At 55.5% G+C, this 19,394-nt stretch carries 22 protein-coding genes; 11 read left to right on the forward strand and 11 right to left on the reverse strand.

Going from position 1 to position 19,394, the window contains the following annotated elements:
• The first annotated feature begins 9 nt into the window (after nucleotides 1-9).
• Entirely contained in the window at nucleotides 10-771 is a 762-nt protein-coding gene (locus tag ACR0KN_RS02300; RefSeq protein WP_480651088.1) for a beta-keto acid cleavage family enzyme, read from the forward strand.
• The gene (locus ACR0KN_RS02305; RefSeq protein ID WP_480651090.1) at nucleotides 768-2,084 is read left to right on the forward strand and encodes an aspartate aminotransferase family protein; all 1,317 of its coding nucleotides are present in this window, start codon (nucleotides 768-770) and stop codon (nucleotides 2,082-2,084) included. The genes ACR0KN_RS02300 and ACR0KN_RS02305 overlap by 4 nt, the downstream gene beginning before the upstream one ends.
• A gap of 132 nt (nucleotides 2,085-2,216) precedes the next feature.
• Here the strand turns inward: ACR0KN_RS02305 and infC are convergent, their stop codons facing one another.
• The 7 genes from infC to ACR0KN_RS02340 all read right to left on the reverse strand — a co-directional run bounded on the left by infC (nucleotide 2,217) and on the right by ACR0KN_RS02340 (nucleotide 7,264).
• Nucleotides 2,217-2,807, reverse strand: coding sequence for a translation initiation factor IF-3 (infC, locus tag ACR0KN_RS02310; RefSeq protein WP_311201789.1), 591 nt, complete (start codon nucleotides 2,805-2,807; stop codon nucleotides 2,217-2,219).
• Between the two features lie 116 nt (nucleotides 2,808-2,923).
• Nucleotides 2,924-3,757, reverse strand: coding sequence for a ferredoxin--NADP reductase (locus ACR0KN_RS02315; RefSeq protein WP_260025904.1), 834 nt, complete (start codon nucleotides 3,755-3,757; stop codon nucleotides 2,924-2,926).
• Nucleotides 3,758-3,864: 107 nt separating this feature from the next.
• Nucleotides 3,865-4,272: a DUF934 domain-containing protein gene (locus tag ACR0KN_RS02320; RefSeq protein ID WP_170469810.1), complete on the reverse strand. Its 408-nt coding sequence runs from the start codon at nucleotides 4,270-4,272 to the stop codon at nucleotides 3,865-3,867.
• A complete protein-coding gene (locus tag ACR0KN_RS02325; protein ID WP_480651093.1) occupies nucleotides 4,269-5,030 on the reverse strand; it encodes a phosphoadenylyl-sulfate reductase in 762 nt (253 codons plus the stop codon). The genes ACR0KN_RS02320 and ACR0KN_RS02325 overlap by 4 nt, the downstream gene beginning before the upstream one ends.
• On the reverse strand, nucleotides 5,020-6,684 hold the full coding sequence (locus tag ACR0KN_RS02330; RefSeq protein ID WP_480651095.1) for a nitrite/sulfite reductase: 1,665 nt from the start codon (nucleotides 6,682-6,684) through the stop codon (nucleotides 5,020-5,022). Before ACR0KN_RS02330 ends, ACR0KN_RS02325 begins: the two co-directional genes overlap by 11 nt.
• A gap of 65 nt (nucleotides 6,685-6,749) precedes the next feature.
• Nucleotides 6,750-7,064 carry a DUF2849 domain-containing protein gene (locus ACR0KN_RS02335; protein ID WP_170469818.1) on the reverse strand — a complete coding sequence of 105 codons (315 nt, stop codon included), beginning with the start codon at nucleotides 7,062-7,064 and terminating at the stop codon, nucleotides 6,750-6,752.
• Nucleotides 7,064-7,264 carry a hypothetical protein gene (locus ACR0KN_RS02340; protein ID WP_480651097.1) on the reverse strand — a complete coding sequence of 67 codons (201 nt, stop codon included), beginning with the start codon at nucleotides 7,262-7,264 and terminating at the stop codon, nucleotides 7,064-7,066. The genes ACR0KN_RS02335 and ACR0KN_RS02340 overlap by 1 nt, the downstream gene beginning before the upstream one ends.
• Nucleotides 7,265-7,309: 45 nt before the next feature.
• Between ACR0KN_RS02340 and ACR0KN_RS02345 the strand changes: the two genes are divergently transcribed.
• Nucleotides 7,310-7,783: an Lrp/AsnC family transcriptional regulator gene (locus ACR0KN_RS02345; RefSeq protein WP_480651099.1), complete on the forward strand. Its 474-nt coding sequence runs from the start codon at nucleotides 7,310-7,312 to the stop codon at nucleotides 7,781-7,783.
• A 126-nt stretch (nucleotides 7,784-7,909) separates the two neighbouring features.
• Here ACR0KN_RS02345 and ACR0KN_RS02350 read toward each other — a convergent pair whose 3' ends face one another.
• Nucleotides 7,910-9,091: a cytochrome P450 gene (locus ACR0KN_RS02350; protein ID WP_480651101.1), complete on the reverse strand. Its 1,182-nt coding sequence runs from the start codon at nucleotides 9,089-9,091 to the stop codon at nucleotides 7,910-7,912.
• Between ACR0KN_RS02350 and ACR0KN_RS02355 the strand changes: the two genes are divergently transcribed.
• The 6 genes from ACR0KN_RS02355 (at nucleotide 9,090) to ACR0KN_RS02380 (ending at nucleotide 16,106) form a co-directional block, all read left to right on the forward strand.
• Entirely contained in the window at nucleotides 9,090-10,871 is a 1,782-nt protein-coding gene (locus tag ACR0KN_RS02355) for a sensor histidine kinase (protein WP_480651103.1), read from the forward strand. The two genes, ACR0KN_RS02350 and ACR0KN_RS02355, sit on opposite strands and share 2 nt — an antisense overlap.
• Nucleotides 10,868-12,097 carry a sigma-54-dependent transcriptional regulator gene (locus ACR0KN_RS02360; protein WP_480651105.1) on the forward strand — a complete coding sequence of 410 codons (1,230 nt, stop codon included), beginning with the start codon at nucleotides 10,868-10,870 and terminating at the stop codon, nucleotides 12,095-12,097. Before ACR0KN_RS02355 ends, ACR0KN_RS02360 begins: the two co-directional genes overlap by 4 nt.
• 368 nt (nucleotides 12,098-12,465) lie before the next feature.
• Nucleotides 12,466-13,467, forward strand: a complete 1,002-nt coding sequence (locus tag ACR0KN_RS02365) for a DctP family TRAP transporter solute-binding subunit (protein WP_480651107.1) — start codon at nucleotides 12,466-12,468, stop codon at nucleotides 13,465-13,467.
• A gap of 116 nt (nucleotides 13,468-13,583) precedes the next feature.
• A complete protein-coding gene (locus ACR0KN_RS02370) occupies nucleotides 13,584-14,261 on the forward strand; it encodes a TRAP transporter small permease (RefSeq protein ID WP_170469832.1) in 678 nt (225 codons plus the stop codon).
• Complete coding sequence (locus ACR0KN_RS02375) at nucleotides 14,261-15,637, forward strand: TRAP transporter large permease (RefSeq protein WP_480651109.1); 1,377 nt, start codon at nucleotides 14,261-14,263, stop codon at nucleotides 15,635-15,637. The genes ACR0KN_RS02370 and ACR0KN_RS02375 overlap by 1 nt, the downstream gene beginning before the upstream one ends.
• 157 nt (nucleotides 15,638-15,794) lie before the next feature.
• Complete coding sequence (locus tag ACR0KN_RS02380; RefSeq protein ID WP_480651111.1) at nucleotides 15,795-16,106, forward strand: DMT family transporter; 312 nt, start codon at nucleotides 15,795-15,797, stop codon at nucleotides 16,104-16,106.
• Between the two features lie 6 nt (nucleotides 16,107-16,112).
• Here the strand turns inward: ACR0KN_RS02380 and tpiA are convergent, their stop codons facing one another.
• Nucleotides 16,113-16,862 (reverse strand): triose-phosphate isomerase, encoded by a 750-nt coding sequence (gene tpiA, locus ACR0KN_RS02385; protein WP_170770673.1) that lies wholly within the window; start codon nucleotides 16,860-16,862, stop codon nucleotides 16,113-16,115.
• 121 nt (nucleotides 16,863-16,983) lie between these two features.
• Between tpiA and ACR0KN_RS02390 the strand changes: the two genes are divergently transcribed.
• Nucleotides 16,984-17,898 (forward strand): isopenicillin N synthase family dioxygenase, encoded by a 915-nt coding sequence (locus ACR0KN_RS02390; RefSeq protein ID WP_480651113.1) that lies wholly within the window; start codon nucleotides 16,984-16,986, stop codon nucleotides 17,896-17,898.
• Here ACR0KN_RS02390 and ACR0KN_RS02395 read toward each other — a convergent pair.
• Nucleotides 17,895-18,260 (reverse strand): HesB/IscA family protein, encoded by a 366-nt coding sequence (locus tag ACR0KN_RS02395; RefSeq protein ID WP_170469848.1) that lies wholly within the window; start codon nucleotides 18,258-18,260, stop codon nucleotides 17,895-17,897. The genes ACR0KN_RS02390 and ACR0KN_RS02395 overlap by 4 nt on opposite strands.
• Nucleotides 18,261-18,436: 176 nt before the next feature.
• Here ACR0KN_RS02395 and ACR0KN_RS02400 point away from each other — a divergent pair, with 176 nt between their 5' ends.
• Complete coding sequence (locus ACR0KN_RS02400) at nucleotides 18,437-18,769, forward strand: hypothetical protein (protein ID WP_480651115.1); 333 nt, start codon at nucleotides 18,437-18,439, stop codon at nucleotides 18,767-18,769.
• Nucleotides 18,770-18,989: 220 nt separating this feature from the next.
• Here ACR0KN_RS02400 and ACR0KN_RS02405 read toward each other — a convergent pair whose 3' ends face one another.
• On the reverse strand, nucleotides 18,990-19,352 hold the full coding sequence (locus ACR0KN_RS02405; protein WP_010439793.1) for an SUF system Fe-S cluster assembly protein: 363 nt from the start codon (nucleotides 19,350-19,352) through the stop codon (nucleotides 18,990-18,992).
• Nucleotides 19,353-19,394: the final 42 nt, after the last annotated feature.

Genomic DNA, 19,394 nt, shown 5'->3' on the forward strand with positions numbered 1-19,394 from the left:
AGTTTGGGGATGTCGGTAAGCGAAGCCCTGCCTTACATATTGGTCGCGCCAAATGGAGCGCGCAGAGGGCACCGGGATCATCCTGCCTTGCCTGTAACAATGGAAGAAATCGTCGAAACGGCGAAAGCCTGCAGCCTGGCAGGTGCCAATGGATTGCATCTGCATGTCCGTGATCAGGCGGGTCAGCATTCTCTGGATGCAGGTTTGTATCGAGAGACGCTTGGGGAATTGCACCACGCCGTACCGCAGATGGACATCCAGATTACCACAGAGGCTGCCGGAATTTTTGACGTTCAGACCCAGTTCGATTGCCTAAAGAACGTCCACCCGGATTGGGCTTCGATTTCGGTACGCGAGATTGCTAGGTCGCCGGAGCTTGCGCCAAGTGTTTATACGCTATGCGCGGAACAGGGGACGCGCGTTCAACACATTCTCTATGACGCTACCGACGTTGAGTTGTTGGTCCGCTGGCAGAAGGATGGAGTTGTTAAACCCCATCAGGTCGAACGTCTGTTTGTACTTGGCCGCTACTCGACAACGCAGGAATCGACACCGGAAGATCTGGATGCCTTCCCGGCTACGACAGACCCATGGATGGTCTGTGCCTTTGGCGGGCAAGAGCATGCGTGCCTGCAAAAAGCTGTACAGCTTGGTGGTGATGTGCGCGTGGGGTTTGAAAACAGTATTACGGGCTTTGATGGTCAGGCCTGGGCCGATAACGCCGCATCCGTTGCCGCTCTGATTGATCTTTTGAAAAGGACTTCGAAATGAGTCACGTTTTTCCGCGCCACACTAAGTCTGAATTGCCGGTCGCTGCAGGTGGTGAGGGTTGTTATCTGATTGATTCAACCGGTCGCCGCTATCTGGATTGCGGGGATGCAGCGGTTTCGTGTCTTGGTCATTCCAATGATACTGTGGTCAAAGCGGTGCAGCAGCAGGTAGAGCAGATCGCGTTTGCCCATACCGGCTTCATGACCTCGGAACCGGCTGAGGCGCTTGCTGATTTGTTGATCGAACATGCTCCGGGTGATTTGGACCGCGTGTATTTCGTGTCGGGCGGGTCCGAGGCGACCGAGGCTGCGATCAAGTTGGCACGGCAGTACTATCTGGAATCAGGTCAGCCTGAGCGCCGTCATGTCATTGCACGTCGGCAAAGCTATCACGGTAACACACTGGGGGCACTGTCGGCGGGGGGCAACGAATGGCGACGGGCTCAGTTTGCGCCGATGCTGATCGAGATGACCCATATCGCACCCTGTTATGAATACGCTGAAAAGCCTGAGGGCGAGAGCAGCTACGACTACGGGCAGCGTGTGGCTAATGAATTGGAGGCCGAAATATTGCGTCTGGGGCCCGATACGGTGATGGCCTTCATGGCAGAACCCGTGGTCGGCGCGACTTTAGGGGCCGTTCCTGCGGTTGAAGGATATTTCAAACGTATTCGTGAGATTTGTGATCAATATGGTGTTCTGCTGATCCTTGATGAAGTGATGTGTGGCATGGGGCGTACCGGCCATCTGTTTGCTTGTGATCATGACGGCGTGGCACCGGATATTTTGTGTATAGCCAAGGGGTTGGGGGCTGGGTATCAGCCAATCGGGGCGATGCTGTGTTCGGCTCGGATCTACGACGCAATCCAAAACGGATCGGGATTCTTCCAACACGGTCACACCTATATTGGTCACCCGGTTGCAACAGCTGCCGCATTGGCGGTCGTGACGGAACTTACGCAGAACGATCTGCCATTGAGGGCGGCGCTGATGGGCGAGAAACTGCAGTCAGCCCTGACCACTGCGTTTGGTCAGCATCCCCATGTTGGCGATATCCGCGGGCGTGGTTTGTTCCGGGGGATCGAACTTGTGGCAAATCGCGAGACCAAAACGCCGTTTGATCCAGCACTTGGAGTTGCGGGCAAGATCAAGAAGGCGGCGTTTGCGGAAGGATTGATTTGTTATCCGATGTCCGGAACACGCGATGGTCAACATGGGGATCATATCCTTCTGGCGCCTCCATTCATTATAGAAAGCAAGCAGATCGATGAGTTGGTCGCCAAGTTGGATCGCGCGATCTCAAACGTGATCTGACAAAACTGAAAGCTGTCTTCTCAAATAGTTCGCGGCACGTTGAAAATCTGCAGAGCGGATTCGATAAGAGCCAGGCATGAAAAAAGGCTCCGACCAGACTGGCGGAGCCTTTGAACACGTCCTGAAGCGCGGTTACTTCTGCGGCAGAGGGCCGATCATCATGATCATCTGACGGCCTTCCATCTTGGGCATGTTCTCGATCTTGCCCAGATCCTTGACGTCCTCGGCCACCCGCTCTAGCAGTTCACGGCCCAGATTTTGGTGTGCCATCTCGCGACCACGGAAACGCAGGGTGACTTTGACCTTGTCGCCGTTCTCAAGAAACTTGAACACGTTGCGCATCTTGACGTCATAGTCATGCGTATCGGTGTTGGGCCGGAACTTGACCTCTTTCACCTCGATGATCTTTTGCTTCTTGCGGGCTTCGCTTTCGCGTTTCTGCTGTTCGTACTTGAACTTACCGAAATCCATGATTTTGCAGACCGGCGGGTTCGCGTTGGGCGAAATCTCAACCAGATCGAGGCCAACATCGGAGGCCATCTGCATGGCTTTTGCGGGATGAACCACCCCGACATTTTCACCTTCGGCGCCAATCAGGCGAATTTCGGGAGCTCGGATCTTGTCATTGACGCGCGGGCCGGTATCTCGCTGTGGCGGCGCGTTGTGAGGTCTGCGGGCTATGGGTTCATTCCTTTGATGATTGCAGAATTTCGAGCCCGGAATTTAGACCGGGCTGAGAGGTGTTTCAAGCGGCATAAATTGCAAGCCGCATGAATTTTCGATGAAATTCGGGTGTTTTTGCCGGTTTAGGCTGTCGACGACCCGACCGGCAAACCCGTTTAGCCCACAAAGGCCTTTTCGATCACGAATTCCTTGGGTTCGGAATTCGCGCCTTCGCGCAGGCCGAACTCTTCCAAAATTGCTTTGATGTCATGGTTGAACGCAAGGCTGCCACAGACCATGGCACGGTCGGTGTCCGGTTTGATACCACCTTCGATGCCCAGATCGGCAAACACCGAGCCATCTTTCAGCAATTCGGTGATGCGGCCCATTTTGGGGCTCTCTTCTCGCGTGGTGGTCGGGTAGTAGCGGATCTTATCGGCGAAACCTTCACCGATCAGTTCAGCCAGCAACTCGTCCTGACGGATGTTCTCGATCAGCTCGCGACCATAATCCAGCTCGGCCACATCGCGGCAGGTATGAGTTATGATGACCTCGTCATAATCCTCATATGTCTGAGGTTCGCGCAGCAACGATGCGAAGGGGGCAAAGCCGGTTCCAGTTGCAAAGAACCAGATGCGCTTGCCGGGCAGCAGCGCGTCATGGACCAGCGTTCCAACCGGTTTGGGCCGCAGGATGATCTGATCGCCAGGCTGGATGTGCTGTAGTTTCGAGGTCAGCGGGCCATCCTGCACTTTGATCGAATAAAACTCCAACTCTTCGTCCCACGAAGGCGAAGCGATTGAATAAGCGCGTAGCAGAGGTTTGCCATTGTCACCCAGCAGACCAATCATCACGAACTCGCCCGATCGGAAACGCAGGGACGCCGGGCGCGACACCTTGAACGAGAACAGGCGGTCGGTCCAGTGCTTGACCTCGGTCACGGTCTGAGCGTCGGGCAGGACGGGGGCCTTTACGGCGGTTGCTTCACTCACGGGCTTCATCTCTGTCATAATTTCACCACCGATCTGCTAAACCGGTATCTCCGTTTAATCTTTGATCCAAGTCAGGAAAAGGGGCAGATTGCCCCTTTCGTGTCACAAGCTGGCGATGGCGGGTTTCAGCCGCGCAGGCGGGCCTGATAATTGTTCTCTTGCCAGTTGGCACGCGCCAACCACTGATCTTCGGGCTGACGTGCGGCTAGGCTGTGATCGATTTCGACCTCATCAAACCCGCTGCGACGTGCCATTGCGTATTGATCCGCCAATACATGGCCTTTTGCACGAAGGCGACCGGTATACCCTTTCAACCGCAGCACACGTGCGATCGTAAAGCCGCGCCCGTCTGCTGATGACGGAAAGTCAACGCGCACCATCTGAGCGCTGCCCAAACGGTCAATCAGTTCATCCGGATCCGTGTCCGAGCTGACGTCGAGTGCTACAACATCGTTGGCTGCATCGTCCAAAGTAACAAAGCCGTCGGTCCAGTCCTCGGGCGAAAAGCCTTGGTCATTCACGATTACGTTCATGTTTTCTCTCCAACACGCACCATCTTGCCGTCGACAAAATGGATGCCGCATTCTTCTTTTTCTCTGTTACGCCAGCGTCCGGCGCGGGGGTCTTCGCCCTCTTTGACCGGCGATGTGCAGGGTGCACAGCCGATCGATGGGTATCCTTTGGCCACCAGCGGGTGCCGGGGCAGGTTGTTCTCAGTCATATAGGCGCGCACATCTTCGGGCGCCCAATGGGCCAATGGATTGACTTTGATCCGTCCGGTGCCGTCTTCGACTTCGAAGAATTCGAGCGCCGCGCGGGTTCCTGATTGAAACCGTTTGCGCCCGGATACCCAGCCGCAATATCCAGATAGCGCCCGTTGCAGCGGGAAAGTCTTTCGCAAATTGCAGCAAGCGTCAGTGTCACTTAGATGTAGTGCCCCATAAGGGTCGTCACGCTCAACATCGTCCTTATCCGCTTGGATGATTTTCACGTTGGTCAGCCCCAGACGTTCACTAACCTCGTGCTGATACTCGAGCGTTTCCGTAAACAGCATCTGCGTGTCGATGAACAATACCGGTGTGGCTTTGTCGACCACTGCCGCCATGTGCAACAGCACGACCGACTCCGCTCCAAAGCTGGAAACGAGCGCAAGTTCTTCGATCTCTTCAATCGCGCCGTGCATCACGTCATGAGCACTATGATGACGGAACCGGGTATTCAGCGCGTCGACCTTTTCGGTCAGTTCGCGTCTGTTGGAACCCAGTTCCGTCTGGATCAGGTCAAGCGGCATTGGCCCGCGCCTCGGGGTAAAGCACGGCCTTGAACGGAGCCATTCCAACGCGGCGATAGGTTTCGAGGAAAGTTTCCTCGGCGCTATCGCGCAGGTCCAGATAGGTTTCGACGATGCGTTCAACGGCAGGAACGATCTCATCATAGGCAAAACCCGGACCCGTGCGATCACCGACGGCTGCCGTCTCGGTCGCATCACCGCCCAGCGTGATCTGGTAGTTCTCAACACCTGCGCGATCCAGACCCAGGATGCCGATATGGCCCACATGGTGGTGACCACAAGCGTTGATGCAGCCCGAGATTTTGATCTTCAAGTGGCCGATATCATGCTCCAGCTTCATGTCCTCGAACCGGGTCGCGATTTCCTGAGCAACCGGGATCGAACGGGCCGTTGCCAGCGCACAATAGTCCATGCCCGGGCAAGCGATGATGTCGCTGATCAGCCCGATATTGGCTGTAGCCAGTTCGTATTCTTTCAGCTTCGCATGGATCGTAGGCAGGTCCGATTTGTGGACATGCGGCAGGATCACGTTCTGCTCGTGGCTGATGCGAAGCTCGTCATAGGCGAACTCTTCGGCCAGATCGGCCATCACGCGCATCTGCTCGGCAGTTGCGTCGCCCGGCGTCTGGCCGTGCTTTTTGATCGAGATCGTAACGATCGCGTGGTCCGCGTTTTTGTGCGGCGCGATGTTGGTGTCGACCCACGAACGGAAAACCGGATCGTTGGTATAGGCGCTTTCAAACGAGGCGACGGATGCTTCGCGGAAGGTCGGAGGCGCAAAGTAAACTTTGACTTCTTCCAGCAGATTCATGTCAGCACCTTTGAACTGCGGGCGGACCTGCAGGAAGCGCTCGTTCACCTTGGCGCGGATGGCGTCGATGCCATGTTCATGCACCGTAATCTTGATACGGGCTTTGTACTTGTTGTCGCGGCGGCCAATCTGGTTCCACACCGAAACAGTCGCTTCGAGATATGCCAACAGGTCGTCAAAGGCGACAAATTCGGACAGTTCTTTGCCGATCATCGGCGTGCGACCCAGACCACCACCCACGATGACGCGGGCGCCAAGAACGCCGTCACGCTCGACCAGTTGTAGGCCGATGTCATGCGCCTTGATCACGGCGCGGTCGTTTTCACTGCCGGTGATGGCGATCTTGAACTTACGCGGCATGAATTGGAATTCCGGGTGGTCGGTCGACCACTGACGTAGCAATTCAGCATAGGGGCGCGGGTCGGCGATCTCATCCGCGGCGGCACCGGCGAAGTGGTCGGCTGTCACGTTACGGATGGTGTTGCCTGAAGTCTGGATGGCGTGCATGCCAACCTCGGCCAGCGCGTCTAGCATATCCGGCACGTCGTTCAGCTTCGGCCAGTTGTACTGGATGTTCTGACGGGTGGTGAAATGGCCATAGCCCTTGTCCCACTTCTCGGCCAGTAAGGCCAACTGACGCATCTGTGCACTGGAGAGCGTGCCATAGGGAATCGCGACGCGCAGCATGTATGCGTGCAGTTGCAGATACAGGCCATTCATCAGGCGCAGGGGCTTGAATTCGTCTTCGGTCAATGAGCCGTCAATGCGACGCTCAACCTGCGCCCGGAACTGTGCGTTGCGTTCTGCCAAAAATGCTGTGTCGAACTCGGAGTAGCGATACATGTTTAGCTGTCCTTAGTTGCAGCCCCGGACCTGGGGCCTTGAAGGGGAGAGAGAAGAGCCTGAAATCAGACCCGGGGCTGCGGGGAGGTTTCCTGTTTGCCATGGGCATAGTTGGACGGACCAGTCCGGCGGAAATCCTCCCGGAAATGGGTAGGTTCAGGTCCTTTGTCACCGGCGATCGCATCGGCGAGATACGCGCCAACGATCTTGTTTGCCTGGCGCGCGGCATCCAGCAATCGAACCTGCGCATGGGCTTCATCGGTGATCAGCTCGGCCTCGGACAGATCGCGCGACCAGCGGTCATCTTCGGTCTGATAAATCACATCGCCTTCCAACAGGTCGTTGGCGGTGACGACTTTAGGGGTAAAAGCGCGGGCCATCAGGCAAACTCCTTATGAAAAACCGAGATCAGGTGCAGGCCGAACAGGGCTTGGGCTAAGCCGGGCTTGTTCATGCGTTCATCTGACTGTTTGACCTGCATCGGATCATCTCGTGACTGAATTGACTTGAATGGCAATATAGGAAATATTCCCGGTAAATCGCCATATGCGCCAGCAAATAAGGACAAATGTTCTTCCATTGGCTGCGAGTTGAACCATTGTCTTGATTTAGAGGGAAATTTGGAATGTCGGTGCGGATAGACGACACGGATCGGAAAATTCTAGCCGAGCTGCAACGGGACGCGAGCCAGTCGTTGGATGAAATCGCGGCCCGCGTCGGCAGTTCGAAGACGCCAGTTTGGAATCGTATACGCAAGCTGAAGGGTGCAGGGGTCATTGGTCAACAGACGGTTCTGCTGGATGCCGAGGCGCTTGGATTCGAGGCCACTTTCTTTGTGCTGATCCGTACGTCGGAACACGAAGCGGAATGGCAGCAGAAATTCCTGAAAGCTTTGCGAGACCGTCCTGAGGTGCAGGAAGCACATCGGCTGGCCGGCGACATCGACTACATCCTGAAGGTAAGGGTCAGGAATGCGCGTGCCTATGATGCATTTTACCAGGCGCTGATATCAGAGGTTCGGGTACACAACGTTACGGCTTTGTTGTCGATGGAAGAGATCAAATCGACCACCATGCTGCCATTGAATTCTGTCGGTTGAATTAAGGCGAGTGATTGGGGGCGCTGCCCCCGTCGCCCATGGGCGACTCCCCGGGGATATTTTTGGCCAGATGAAAAACGGATCCGGGATCGATAGACCGGTTGATGCTTTATGCGCGTCTGGGATTCACGTTTCCACCATCAGTTTGGTTAGCCCATGGAAATGATAACTGTCCGAGTATCCAGGGTCATCTGCAAGCCGCAAGTTGGGATGTCTGTTGAACAGGATTGGAAGCGCAATACGCATTTCCAATCGTGCCAGAGGGGCGCCGACGCAGAAATGGAGACCTCCGCCAAAACTGGTGTTGGCGCTTATGTCTCGTGTTGGATCGAACGTATCGGGTTGGTGCCAGACCGTAGGGTCACGATTGGCGGCCCCCAGAAGCAATGCGACCTGATCTCCGCGGGAAAAGCGGTGCCCAAATAGCTCAACCTCTTCATAGGCATAGCGTGTGAACATATGGAGGGGCGGATCATATCGCAAAATTTCCTCGACGACCCCATCGAGGGAGCTGGGTGACAGGACAAGCTGCTGGGTGCGTGTTGTCAGTAGGGTTTTCACGCCATTGCCGATGGCATGCACCGTCGCTTCGTGACCGGCATTCAGCAAAAGGATACAGGTTGTTATCAGTTCATCGCGTGAGAGTTTTTCGCCGTCTTCTTCCGCTGCGATCAACCGCGTGATCAGGTCATCGCGCGGGTCTCTACGTCGCAGTTCGATGTAGTCTTCAAGATAGGCCGTAAACTCTTGCGTGGCCTGAACAGCATCCTCCTCGATTTCGCGGGTTCGGTTTGCCTGATACATGGACACCATCGCGTGAGACCAATGCAGGAATTTTGGTGCCATCCGTTCGGGAACGCCCAGCAGGCGGCAGATCGTAATGACAGGAACCTGTGTGCAATAGGCTTGCAATAGATCGAAGGGGCCATCGGGGAATCTCTCGATCAAATCGTTGCACAATTCTTCTATGGCGGGCTCCAACGCGGCAATGGCGCGGGATGTAAAGGCCCGCAGGACTAACGATCGCAGCCTTGTGTGCCTGGGTGGTTCGAGTTCCAACATTGAATGCGACTCAACCTCAAGCCACGGGGCAAGGTGGCTTGGGCCGGGTTTTGCAAATTCCGTTGGTATTTCGCGCCCAAAGCGCCGATCACGCAACAATGTATGCACAGCCTTGTACGAAGCGGCTGCAACCAAGCCATACTCCTCCCAACAGAACAGATCGCCGAATTGACGCGCAGTGTCATAGAACGGGTAGGGATTTTGCACGAATGCCGGGTCAGTCGGGGATTGGTGGAGCGTCTTCATGCGCTGCACACTTGCCATGGGCGTCGCTGAATGCAAGACCCTAGATATGCAACGGATTTGGATCATTGCAGGTTTTTTGTGCGCAGTTGGTTTGTTGTCGGCTGCGATCTGGACATATGGCTATCGTCAGGCCTTGTCGCAGCTGAGCGAAAAGGCCGAGGCGGATCTGGAGCTGGCGGCGGATCGGTTAAGCACACAGATGCAAGTATATCAGGAAGTGGCTGCGTTGATGGCGGACCATCCTGCATTACAGGCGCTTGGTGCCGGGGCGCAGCAGCAAGCAGCACGAAAAGTGTTGCTGGATGTGGCTGACAAGACCGCTGCGGTTAATGTGATCTACCTGGACACAGATGGGCAGGCTCTGGCGGCGGCACAGCCCGTGGCGCAGCGAGATATGTCTGAGCACCCGGCTTTTGAACGCGCCATGCAAGGCGCGTTAGGGAGCGCGCATGGAGTCGAAGACGAGAGTGGGGATCGGATATATTCGTACGCAGCGCCAGCGTTTGGAGATTCAGGGCAAATAAAGGGTGCACTGATGGTTCTGGCCGACGTGCAGGATGTCGAGCAGACATGGCGTGGAAGTACGGATGCGGTGTTCTTTGTTGATGCGGATGGGGTCGTTTTTATTTCGAACCGCTCTGATCTGTTGCTTTGGCACCGTGCGCAAGGCCAGCAGGGTTTGATGTCACCAGCAGGTGAGAATGTTGAATTTGCGTCGTCACGAGTTGCCGGGCATGAAGTTTGGAAACTGAATTGGGGGCGTTATCTGCCTCGCCGTGCGTTGCACCTGACTCTCGACCTGCCGGTGATTGCGATGACTGCAGAGATGCTGGTCGATGTCGCGCCTGCTCGTCGTTTGGCAGGACTACAAGCAGCAGCGGTTGCAGCGATCTGTTTCGCGTTTGGAGCGTTGTTGTTTCTGGCCTCAGAACGTCGGCGAACATTGGCGGATGCCAATACTGTATTGGAAAGCAGGGTGGCCCAGCGCACGCGAGCGCTGACAGCGGCAAACTCGGCTTTGCGCCGTGAAGTCGCTGAACGTGAAGAAGCCGAGGCGGCGCTTAAGCAAGCTCAGACCGAACTGGTTCAAGCAGGTAAGCTGAGCGCATTGGGCAAGATGTCAGCGGGGATCAGCCACGAGCTGAACCAACCGTTGATGGCTATCCAGCAATTCGCTGATAACGGGTCAGCATTTCTGGAACGCGGTAAAGAAGAAAAAACCGGCGAAAACCTGAGCCGTATTTCCGACATGGCTGCGCGTATGGCCCGGATCATAAAAAACCTGCGTGCATTTGCCAGAAACGAAAGCGAGCCGATGGGGCGCGTCAACTTGGTTGAAGTTTTGAACACGGCTGCCGAATTGACTGAGGCTCGATTACGAGAGGAAGGCGTCGAATTGAGTTGGGAGCCGCCAAGTTCGGCGGTTTACGCCTGGGGAGGTGAAGTGCGTTTGGTGCAGGTTTTCGTCAACCTGATCAATAATGGCGCAGACGCTATGGCCGATCGGGCAGCACGCAAAATCTCGATCACTTTGACGAAGGGGCAACCCATTCGTGTTTCGGTCAGAGACTCCGGGCCGGGTATCGAAGACCCAGATCGCGTGTTTGAACCATTCTACACCACGAAAACCGTGGGTTCGTCCGAAGGAATGGGTCTGGGGCTATCCATCTCCTACGGTTTGGTTCAAAGTTTCGGAGGGGACATTCGCGGCGCAAATACCGACGATGGTGCTGAATTTACCGTCGAACTGGAACCCTTCAGTGAGGACAAGGCTGCATGATCCGCAAAGTGCTTTTGGTCGACGACGATGCCGCTGTTCGCGAAGCTTTGGCACAGACTCTTGAATTGGCAGAATATGAACCGGTTACAGCGGGATCATTTGTTGCGGCGAAAGATCATATTCATAGCGAATTTGACGGTGTGATAATCTCGGATATTCGGATGCCTGGCCGCGATGGGTTCCACCTACTGAACTTCGCGCGCGAGGTTGATCCTGAACTACCAGTTGTTTTGCTGACCGGCGAAGGAGATATTCCAATGGCTGTGCAGGCCATGGGACAAGGCGCTTTCGATTTTCTTGAAAAGCCCAGTGCGGCAGCAGATCTTCTGGCGGTTCTGGAGCGTGCGATTGTCGCGCGGTCAGAGGTGTTGCGTGATCGTGAGCTCAAGCGCGAGTTAGAGCGAGGCGATCCAGCAGCCCGAATGCTATTCGGTTTGTCAGAGCAAGCCGAAGCCTTGCGAGAGCGCGTGCGGAGCGTGGCACCGACACACGCCGAAGTCTTGGTCACTGGACCGGCGGGCAGCGGTATATCCAAAGTCGCGGAGGTTGTGCATCTGATGTCTCCTGTCGGGCAGGGACCGTTTGTAAAGCGCCCGGCCGCCAGCCTGACGCCTGAAGATTTGTTAACGGTATGTGGGGATGCGGCTGGCGGGTCGCTGTTTCTTGATGAGGTTTCCGCAATGCCGGATTCCACTCAATACGCAGCGTTGGAACTGATCGAGCAGGGGACAGATGTGCGAATAATAGCAGGCACAACTTCTGACTTGTCACAGCATTCTGGGCAGGGACGGTTCAACGTCGATCTGTTCTATCGCCTTGATGTCATGCGGGTTCGCATTCCTGCATTATCCGAGCGCCCAGAGGATATTCCGATCATTTTTCGCCGTTATGTGGCGCAGGCGGCGGAACAGGCTGGTATCGCCGAGCCTGAGATAACACCTGAACATCTGGCCTCTCTCATGGCGCAGGAATGGCCGGGAAATGCGCGTTCTTTGATGTCTGCCGCCATGCGATTTGTGTTGGGTATGCCAGAAGAGGTCGGACAGTCTGCGGACCTGGGGCTGAGCGAACAATTAGCGCGGGTCGAGAAATCATTGTTGGTCGCTGCACTAGGGCGCCACAATGGCAAGGCTTCTGACGCGGCCAAGGCTCTGAAACTGCCGCGCAAGACGTTCTATGACAAGTTGGCTCGCTACGAAATACGACCAGAAGACTATCGTCGGTAGGCAGATCCTCCTGCCTATTTTGCCAGTATTAACATACCAGCAAAACTGTTGGGCCGGGCAGCCCGCATATGCGGGCTACGGTCGCACATTGCCCAGACGAATCGATTCGGTCGGGTTGATTTGATTTTGTGCGAAAACTCGCACTCGACGTGGTTGCTCTGTGCGAAATTTCGCACAGAGCATTGCGGTAGTTTTCTTGATTTGCGAAGTAGCCCATTAAACGTATTGATAATAAACAATAATTATAAACTTGGTTAACAACGGAACAAACCGTTGAGAGGGAGAGATTGATTCGCTTCACTCCGCTTCATACGGCGCGGACTGAGCGCTTGATCGAAGTTTTAGGGAAATCTGGGAGGAAAAGACTGATGAAATTCCTGACAACGGCAGCAACTGCAATTGCACTCTCTGTCACCGCGACGGCCGGGATGGCGGCCTGTGATGACGGTGAGATCGTGGTCAAGTTTGCCCATGTGACCAATACTGACAAACATCCCAAGGGCATTGCCGCCTCGCTGCTGGAGCAGCGCGTCAACGACGAAATGAACGGCGTGATGTGCATGGAGGTCTATCCGAACTCGACCCTCTACAATGACGATAAAGTGCTTGAGGCGATGCTGCAGGGCGACGTGCAGCTGGCCGCGCCATCGCTGTCGAAGTTCGAGAAGTTCACCAAACAGTTCCGTCTGTTCGACCTTCCGTTCATGTTCAAGAACATCGATGCCGTGGATGCATTCCAGGCCTCGGCTGATGGTCAGGCGATGAAAGACAGCATGCAGCGTCGTGGCCTGCAAGGTCTGGCATTCTGGCACAACGGCATGAAACAGATGTCCGCGAACAAACCTCTGGTTGATCCGTCGGATGCTGACGGCCTCAAGTTCCGCGTACAGTCCTCGGATGTTCTGGTGGCACAGATGGAAGCCATCGGTGGTAGCCCTCAGAAAATGGCATTCTCGGAAGTCTATGGCGCACTGCAGCAGGGTGTTGTGGACGGGCAGGAGAACACCTGGTCGAACATCTACGGCAAGAAGTTCTTTGAAGTGCAGGATGGTATCACCGAAACCAATCACGGTATCATCGACTATCTCGTGGTCACTTCTGTGGATTGGCTGGACAGCTTGGACCCCGAAGTCCGTGATCAGTTCCTGGCAATTCTAACCGAAGTGACGGAGACCCGGAACAAGGAAGCCTTTGCGGTGAACGAAGCGGCTAAGGCCTCGATCACTGACGCAGGCGGTATTATTCGTGATCTGAACCCTGAGCAGCGTCAGGCTTGGGTCGATGCGATGAAGCCCGTGTGGGACAAATTCGCTGACGACGTTGGTCAGGACAAGATCGACGCTGCACAGGCGATCAACGCCGGGTTCTGATCCCGGATCAAGCCGCGTGTCCGGGAACTGGGGAGTTATGGACGCGTAGGTCAGGCGGGCCTTGATGGCCCGCCACACTCCCTCCACTCTCATCAAAAAAATGCGGGGACAGAGAGATGTCTGGTGCGAAATCCGGCCAAGGCGGGCTGGTCGACCATATCGAAGAAACCATGATTGCGTGCCTCTTGGGCCTGATGACGATTGTCACCTTCGCCAATGTGATCGCGCGGTTTGTGTTTAACTCTAACATTCTTTGGGCGCTGGAGCTGACTGTTTTCACCTTCGGTTGGTTGGTGCTGCTAGGCGCATCTTATGCGGTGAAGAAGCATGCGCATCTGGGTGTGGACGCGATCCTGAACATGCTGGCCCCCGCGCCGCGCCGGGTTTTGGCGCTGATAGCGGTAGCGTGCTGTCTGGTGTTTTCGCTGCTCTTGCTCAAGGGGTCGTATGACTACTGGGCGGTGTTTGCCGATCTGCCGCCAACTTCGGGTCGCTGGTTTCCGACCGGTTTCGACATGAGTGCACGCAGCCAGAGTTTTTACGAGGTTGACGATATCCCCATGGTCGCTCCGCTGCGGTTTCTGGAAGATATGATCAACTACGGTGAGTACTACGAGAAACTGCCCAAGGTCGTTCCCTATTTCGTTTTGCCTCTGTCGATGTTGCTGCTGGTGATCCGTTTCGCTCAGGTTGCCGTTCAAATCTGGCGCGGCGAAACCGATCGCCTTGTAGCTAGCCACGAGGTTGAGGACGAGATCGAAGAGGTTCGCGCGCAGCAGGGGGAGCATGACTGATGGATGTTGTTCTTCTCTTCTCGATGGTCATTGGTCTGCTGCTGATCGGTGTTCCGATTGCGGTTTCGCTGGGCCTCAGCTCGACCCTCTTCCTGCTGATCTATTCCGACAGTTCGCTGGCCTCGGTCGCGGGCACGCTGTTTGAGGCGTTCGAAGGGCACTTTACGTTGCTCGCGATCCCGTTCTTCATCCTCGCATCGTCCTTCATGACGACAGGCGGCGTTGCACGCCGGATCATCCGGTTCTCGATTGCCTGTGTGGGGCATCTGCCGGGCGGGTTGGCGATTGCGGGCGTGTTCGCCTGTATGTTGTTCGCCGCTCTTTCGGGCTCATCCCCGGCCACCGTTGTGGCAATCGGTTCCATCGTCATCGCCGGGATGCGTCAGGTTGGTTATTCCAAGGAATTCGCCGCCGGTGTGATCTGTAATGCTGGTACTCTGGGTATTCTGATCCCGCCGTCAATCGTGATGGTGGTCTATGCCGCTGCCGTCGAGGTTTCGGTCGGGCGGATGTTCCTTGCCGGCGTCATACCGGGGTTGATGGCGGGCCTGATGCTGATGATCACCATCTACGTCATGGCCAAGGTCAAGAACTTGCCCAAAGGAGACTGGAAAGGTTGGGGAGAAGTCTTCACCTCGGCGCGCGAGGCCGGTTGGGGCTTGTTCCTTATCGTCATCATCCTCGGCGGAATCTACGGCGGTATTTTCACCCCGACGGAGGCTGCTGCGGTTGCGGCAGTCTACGCATTCCTGATCGCGAGCTTTGTTTACAAGGACATGGGGCCGCTCAGCACCGAAGGCGATGCAAAGAACATCTCGGTGTTGAAGAAGCCCTATGCTCTCGTCACGGCCTTTGTGCACCCCGACACTAAGCATACGCTGTTCGAAGCTGGCAAACTGACCGTCACGCTGCTGTTTGTTATCGCCAACGCGCTGATATTGAAGCATGTTCTGACCGATGAACAGGTCCCGCAGCATATCGCAAGCGCTATGCTGTCCGCGGGTCTGGGGCCGGTAACGTTCCTGATCGTGGTTAACGTGATCTTGCTGATCGGCGGTCAGTTCATGGAACCCTCAGGCCTCTTGGTCATCGTGGCGCCTCTGGTCTTTCCGATTGCGATTGAGCTGGGCATCGACCCGATCCATCTGGGCATCATCATGGTGGTGAATATGGAGATCGGGATGATCACGCCGCCGGTTGGTCTGAACCTGTTCGTAACCTCAGGCGTCGCGGGTATGCCAATGATGAGTGTTGTGCGCGCGGCGCTGCCGTTTTTGGCTGTGCTCTTCGTCTTCCTGATCATGGTGACGTATATCCCGTGGATTTCGACCTTCCTGCCCAACACTTTCATGGGGCCAGAGATCATAACCAACTAGATCAAATACACCGATCATTTGAACCGGGCGGCGTAATCCGCCCGGTTTTTTGTGTCTTGAAACTGAAGTCTAAGCACATATCTGAGCGTCAGAGGACGACCTCACCATCATGGATGATCATTCGGGACGACCCGAACTCGGAAAGTGAGGTGTTCTTATGCCCTGGATATTACTGTTGTTCGCTGGCCTGCTTGAGATTGTCTGGGCCGTCGCAATGAAGCAGACCGCAGGTTTTACACGCTTGTGGCCGACAGCAATCATGGGTGTCGCAATGATCGGGTCATTTGGTATGCTTGCGATGGCCATGCGGGAATTGCCGCTTGGAACGGCCTATACCATCTGGACCGGAATCGGCGCTGTCGGTTCGTTCACTGTCGGCATCTTGTTTCTGGGCGAAGCGCTGACACCGATGCGGATCGGTGCGGCGGTTCTGATTGTTACCGGTTTGGTCATAATGAAACTGGCCTAATTCTACTTAGGCCTTTTCAAGCGCGCGAATGATGCCCGAGAAATCTTGGGCTTTCAGGCTAGCGCCACCCACAAGTGCCCCGTCGACATTTGATACTCCAAAAATCTCGGCGGCGTTGCTGGGTTTTACCGACCCACCATAGAGCAACCGGACCGAGCGGCCCACGCCTTCACCAAAGCGGCGTTCCAGCCGGGCGCGGATAAAATCGTGCACTTCGCCGATCTCTTCCAGGGTTGGCACTTTGCCGGTCCCAATCGCCCAAATGGGTTCATATGCAACAATGAGATTTTCGCCGGTCGCCTGATCCGGGATTGATCCCGACATCTGACCTCCGATGATGTCCAGCGTGTTCGCCGCTTCACGCTGTTCAAGGCTTTCGCCAACGCAGATTATCGCTTTTAGGCCCGCGTCCATCGCTGTGCGGGCCTTGGCGCGAATGTCTTCGTTTTGTTCGCCATGGTCCTCTCGACGTTCGGAATGACCGAGTATTACTGCGTCTGCCCCTGCGTCAAGCAGCATCTCGGCGCTTAAATCTCCGGTATGCGCACCCGAAGTCGCGGCGTGGCAATCCTGTCCGCCGACAGTGATTCCTGAGCCTTCGACAGTAGTACCAGCGCGATGAAGCAATGTGGCAGGCGGGCAGATCAGTATTTCGACGGGGGAAGAGGGATGAGACGCGCTCAACTCTTTTAGTTCGTTCAGCGCAACGCCGGTTCCATTCATTTTCCAATTGCCTGCCGCCAACTTACGCCGCATTGCGATCCCTCCGGTTTTGTGCGTTCTGCACCCCGGATATCACCGGCAAGCAGCGCTGACAATTCCGGTTGCGGACCGCGAATTGTGTGGACAGATTGCACGCGTAAATGCAGAGGGCAGCATGATAGACAACCTAGACCTTGCAAAGCTGGACCAGCGTGAGCCGGCGGAGCTGGATAAGCTGAGACATGCCATTGGCCGGGTCGGATTTCTGACGATTTCCAATACCGGACTCAGTGCTGAGCGCGTTCAGCAGGTGATTGGCGAATATCGCGACTTTTTTCGGCAACCTGAACAGATCAAGCGGACTGTAGACATGGCCACCACCGGTGCTAACCGCGGCTGGGGCGCACCTCGTTCTGAGCAAGTCGATCCTACGGCGAACCCGGATTTCAAAGAAGTGTTTGACTGCGGCTATGAACTGTCTGCCAACAATCCCTATGCAGGCCGCGAACTGAGCGTGTATGCCCCAAACCTCTGGCCGGAATTTTCCGGCGAGTTCCGGACAATAATCCAAGGCTATTATTCGGACGCTTGTGGCATTGCCATGCGCGTTTTGCGTGCCATTGCCGTTGCCATCGGTCGGGATGCGAACAGTTTTGATGCCGCCTTTGATACGCCCATGGCCTTGCTGCGCGGTAACTTCTATCCGCAACGACCTGATTGGGCAGGAGAAAACGATTTTGGAATCGCTGCTCACACTGACTATGGCTGCCTGACATTGTTGGCCACCGATGGTACTCCGGGGCTAGAGGTGCGTATGCCTGTTGGCGATTGGCAGGCCGTAAACGCCGCGCCGGGGCAGTTCATTATCAATTTTGGCGAAATGTTGGAGTTCTGGACAGACGGTGAAGTCACGGCAACCGAACATAGAGTCAAAGGGAGTTCAGACGAGCGAATCTCGGTCCCGCTGTTCTTCAATCCCTCTTATGACACCAATGTCGCCCCGCCGGATTCAGGCAAGATAATTCGGGCTGGAGAGCACTTGACGCAGCGATTTAATGAAACTTACGTGCACCTGCAGGCAGCGTCTTAACGCTGCGTCGCCAGAGTATCGTCGAACTTGATCGATTCCCCGCAGCCGCAAGCATCGACCACGTTCGGGTTGCGGAACTTAAAGCCGGATTCGAGCAGTGAAACCTCATAGTCGATCTCGGTCCCAAACAGGAACATCTGTGCCATTGGCGCGATCATCACGCAGGCGCCATCCTGTTCGACCACCTCATCGTTTGGGTCGGCCTCATCGACATAGTCCATGGTATATTCCATACCAGCACAGCCGCCTTTCTTGACGCCAATGCGCAGACCGGCGTGACCGCCAGAATTCATCAGCCGAACAATCTGTTCGGCGGCTTTGGGTGTCATGGTCACGGCTTGTTTGCCGGGAATGCCAAACATGATGGGCTCCGTATTCGCGCGTTATCTCCAATCTAAGGCCGACGCTCGTCGGGCTCAAGAGAGGGAGGGCACAATTCCCACACATGTGGTGGGTTGATCGGGAATTCGGGTTGGCAATATCGCGCGGGATATGGTCGGATGACGTGGATTTATTGTTCTGACAGAGGCGAAGTAAGATGGCATTAAGTGCAAAGCAGTTGTTTGGTCGAAGTATTTCCACTGGGTTGGTTTGCATTGCACTGGCTTATCCGGCATTCGCCGCCGGTGATGACAAACGGCACCCGGTCAATTGTGCCACAGCACCGGGTGATCTTCGTGCGATCGCTGCGGAAAAGAAGCATGCGGAGGAACAACAAGCGGAAAGCGTTGTCTCGATCCTACCCGCCGGAGCTTTATTGGGATTGATAACCGGGACCGAGAACAAACACCTAAAGATGCTTTCAGGCGATTACGTCGAACAGTTGGATGCGAGAGCCGCGGAAATCAAATCGACCTGTGGAATCAACTAGTAGCAACCGGAAAAGACCGCCCTCGGGCAAGGGCGGTCAATATCCGGGCTAGGTCAATTTGGGGACAGCAGACAGGTTTGCGACCCGGTGCGCCAACACAGTATGTATCACTGCGCCAACAACCGAAAAGTACCGGCTTTTTGTGTCACAATGTCTAAGCATTTGTAACAGGCGCGTAACCGTTTCACGACAAACGATAAAACCTGATTAGAGAAGGGTGTCACATGAACCCCAGCTCAAGCCGCGCTTCATCTGACATCATCTCCATACCCCAAGGCGGCTCCCACGTCAGTTCGACGTCAACTTCCTTGACGCCCGCAACGGGTTCAATGGCTTCCACGATCCAGCCGGGCATCTCGCCGGCGACCGGGCAGCCGGGAGCCGTTAGGGTCATAATGACTTTGACCGCGTTTTCATTGGTGATGTCGATGGTATAGATGAGACCCAGATCATAGATATTGACCGGAATTTCAGGGTCAAAAACTGTTCGGCACGCGTCCACTATCGCGTCGTACAAAGGATGTTCGATGGTCGAAGGCGCAATGAGCGGGCTGCCTTCGAACTGTTCGCTGGGGTGGGTCATTGATGCCTCGGGTCTGTTACCTGAGAAATTATATAGGGAAAC

Source organism: Ruegeria sp. AP7 (assembly GCF_056539905.1).

What these genes read in the sequence shown, in the direction of transcription:
- ACR0KN_RS02305 (WP_480651090.1), top strand. Translation starts at nt 768, where the DNA reads ATGAGTCACGTTTTTCCGCGCCACACTAAGTCTGAATTGCCGGTCGCT.
- ACR0KN_RS02325 (WP_480651093.1), bottom strand. Translation starts at nt 5,030, where the DNA reads ATGCCGCTTGACCTGATCCAGACGGAACTGGGTTCCAACAGACGCGAA.
- ACR0KN_RS02335 (WP_170469818.1), bottom strand. Translation starts at nt 7,064, where the DNA reads ATGGCCCGCGCTTTTACCCCTAAAGTCGTCACCGCCAACGACCTGTTG.
- ACR0KN_RS02375 (WP_480651109.1), top strand. Translation starts at nt 14,261, where the DNA reads ATGGATGTTGTTCTTCTCTTCTCGATGGTCATTGGTCTGCTGCTGATC.
- ACR0KN_RS02370 (WP_170469832.1), top strand. Translation starts at nt 13,584, where the DNA reads ATGTCTGGTGCGAAATCCGGCCAAGGCGGGCTGGTCGACCATATCGAA.
- ACR0KN_RS02395 (WP_170469848.1), bottom strand. Translation starts at nt 18,260, where the DNA reads ATGTTTGGCATTCCCGGCAAACAAGCCGTGACCATGACACCCAAAGCC.
- ACR0KN_RS02300 (WP_480651088.1), top strand. Translation starts at nt 10, where the DNA reads ATGTCGGTAAGCGAAGCCCTGCCTTACATATTGGTCGCGCCAAATGGA.
- ACR0KN_RS02350 (WP_480651101.1), bottom strand. Translation starts at nt 9,091, where the DNA reads ATGAAGACGCTCCACCAATCCCCGACTGACCCGGCATTCGTGCAAAAT.
- ACR0KN_RS02355 (WP_480651103.1), top strand. Translation starts at nt 9,090, where the DNA reads ATGCGCTGCACACTTGCCATGGGCGTCGCTGAATGCAAGACCCTAGAT.
- ACR0KN_RS02390 (WP_480651113.1), top strand. Translation starts at nt 16,984, where the DNA reads ATGATAGACAACCTAGACCTTGCAAAGCTGGACCAGCGTGAGCCGGCG.
- ACR0KN_RS02380 (WP_480651111.1), top strand. Translation starts at nt 15,795, where the DNA reads ATGCCCTGGATATTACTGTTGTTCGCTGGCCTGCTTGAGATTGTCTGG.
- ACR0KN_RS02360 (WP_480651105.1), top strand. Translation starts at nt 10,868, where the DNA reads ATGATCCGCAAAGTGCTTTTGGTCGACGACGATGCCGCTGTTCGCGAA.
- ACR0KN_RS02320 (WP_170469810.1), bottom strand. Translation starts at nt 4,272, where the DNA reads ATGAACGTAATCGTGAATGACCAAGGCTTTTCGCCCGAGGACTGGACC.
- tpiA (WP_170770673.1), bottom strand. Translation starts at nt 16,862, where the DNA reads ATGCGGCGTAAGTTGGCGGCAGGCAATTGGAAAATGAATGGAACCGGC.
- ACR0KN_RS02400 (WP_480651115.1), top strand. Translation starts at nt 18,437, where the DNA reads ATGGCATTAAGTGCAAAGCAGTTGTTTGGTCGAAGTATTTCCACTGGG.
- ACR0KN_RS02345 (WP_480651099.1), top strand. Translation starts at nt 7,310, where the DNA reads ATGTCGGTGCGGATAGACGACACGGATCGGAAAATTCTAGCCGAGCTG.
- ACR0KN_RS02330 (WP_480651095.1), bottom strand. Translation starts at nt 6,684, where the DNA reads ATGTATCGCTACTCCGAGTTCGACACAGCATTTTTGGCAGAACGCAAC.
- ACR0KN_RS02365 (WP_480651107.1), top strand. Translation starts at nt 12,466, where the DNA reads ATGAAATTCCTGACAACGGCAGCAACTGCAATTGCACTCTCTGTCACC.
- ACR0KN_RS02340 (WP_480651097.1), bottom strand. Translation starts at nt 7,264, where the DNA reads ATGGAAGAACATTTGTCCTTATTTGCTGGCGCATATGGCGATTTACCG.
- ACR0KN_RS02315 (WP_260025904.1), bottom strand. Translation starts at nt 3,757, where the DNA reads ATGACAGAGATGAAGCCCGTGAGTGAAGCAACCGCCGTAAAGGCCCCC.
- ACR0KN_RS02405 (WP_010439793.1), bottom strand. Translation starts at nt 19,352, where the DNA reads ATGACCCACCCCAGCGAACAGTTCGAAGGCAGCCCGCTCATTGCGCCT.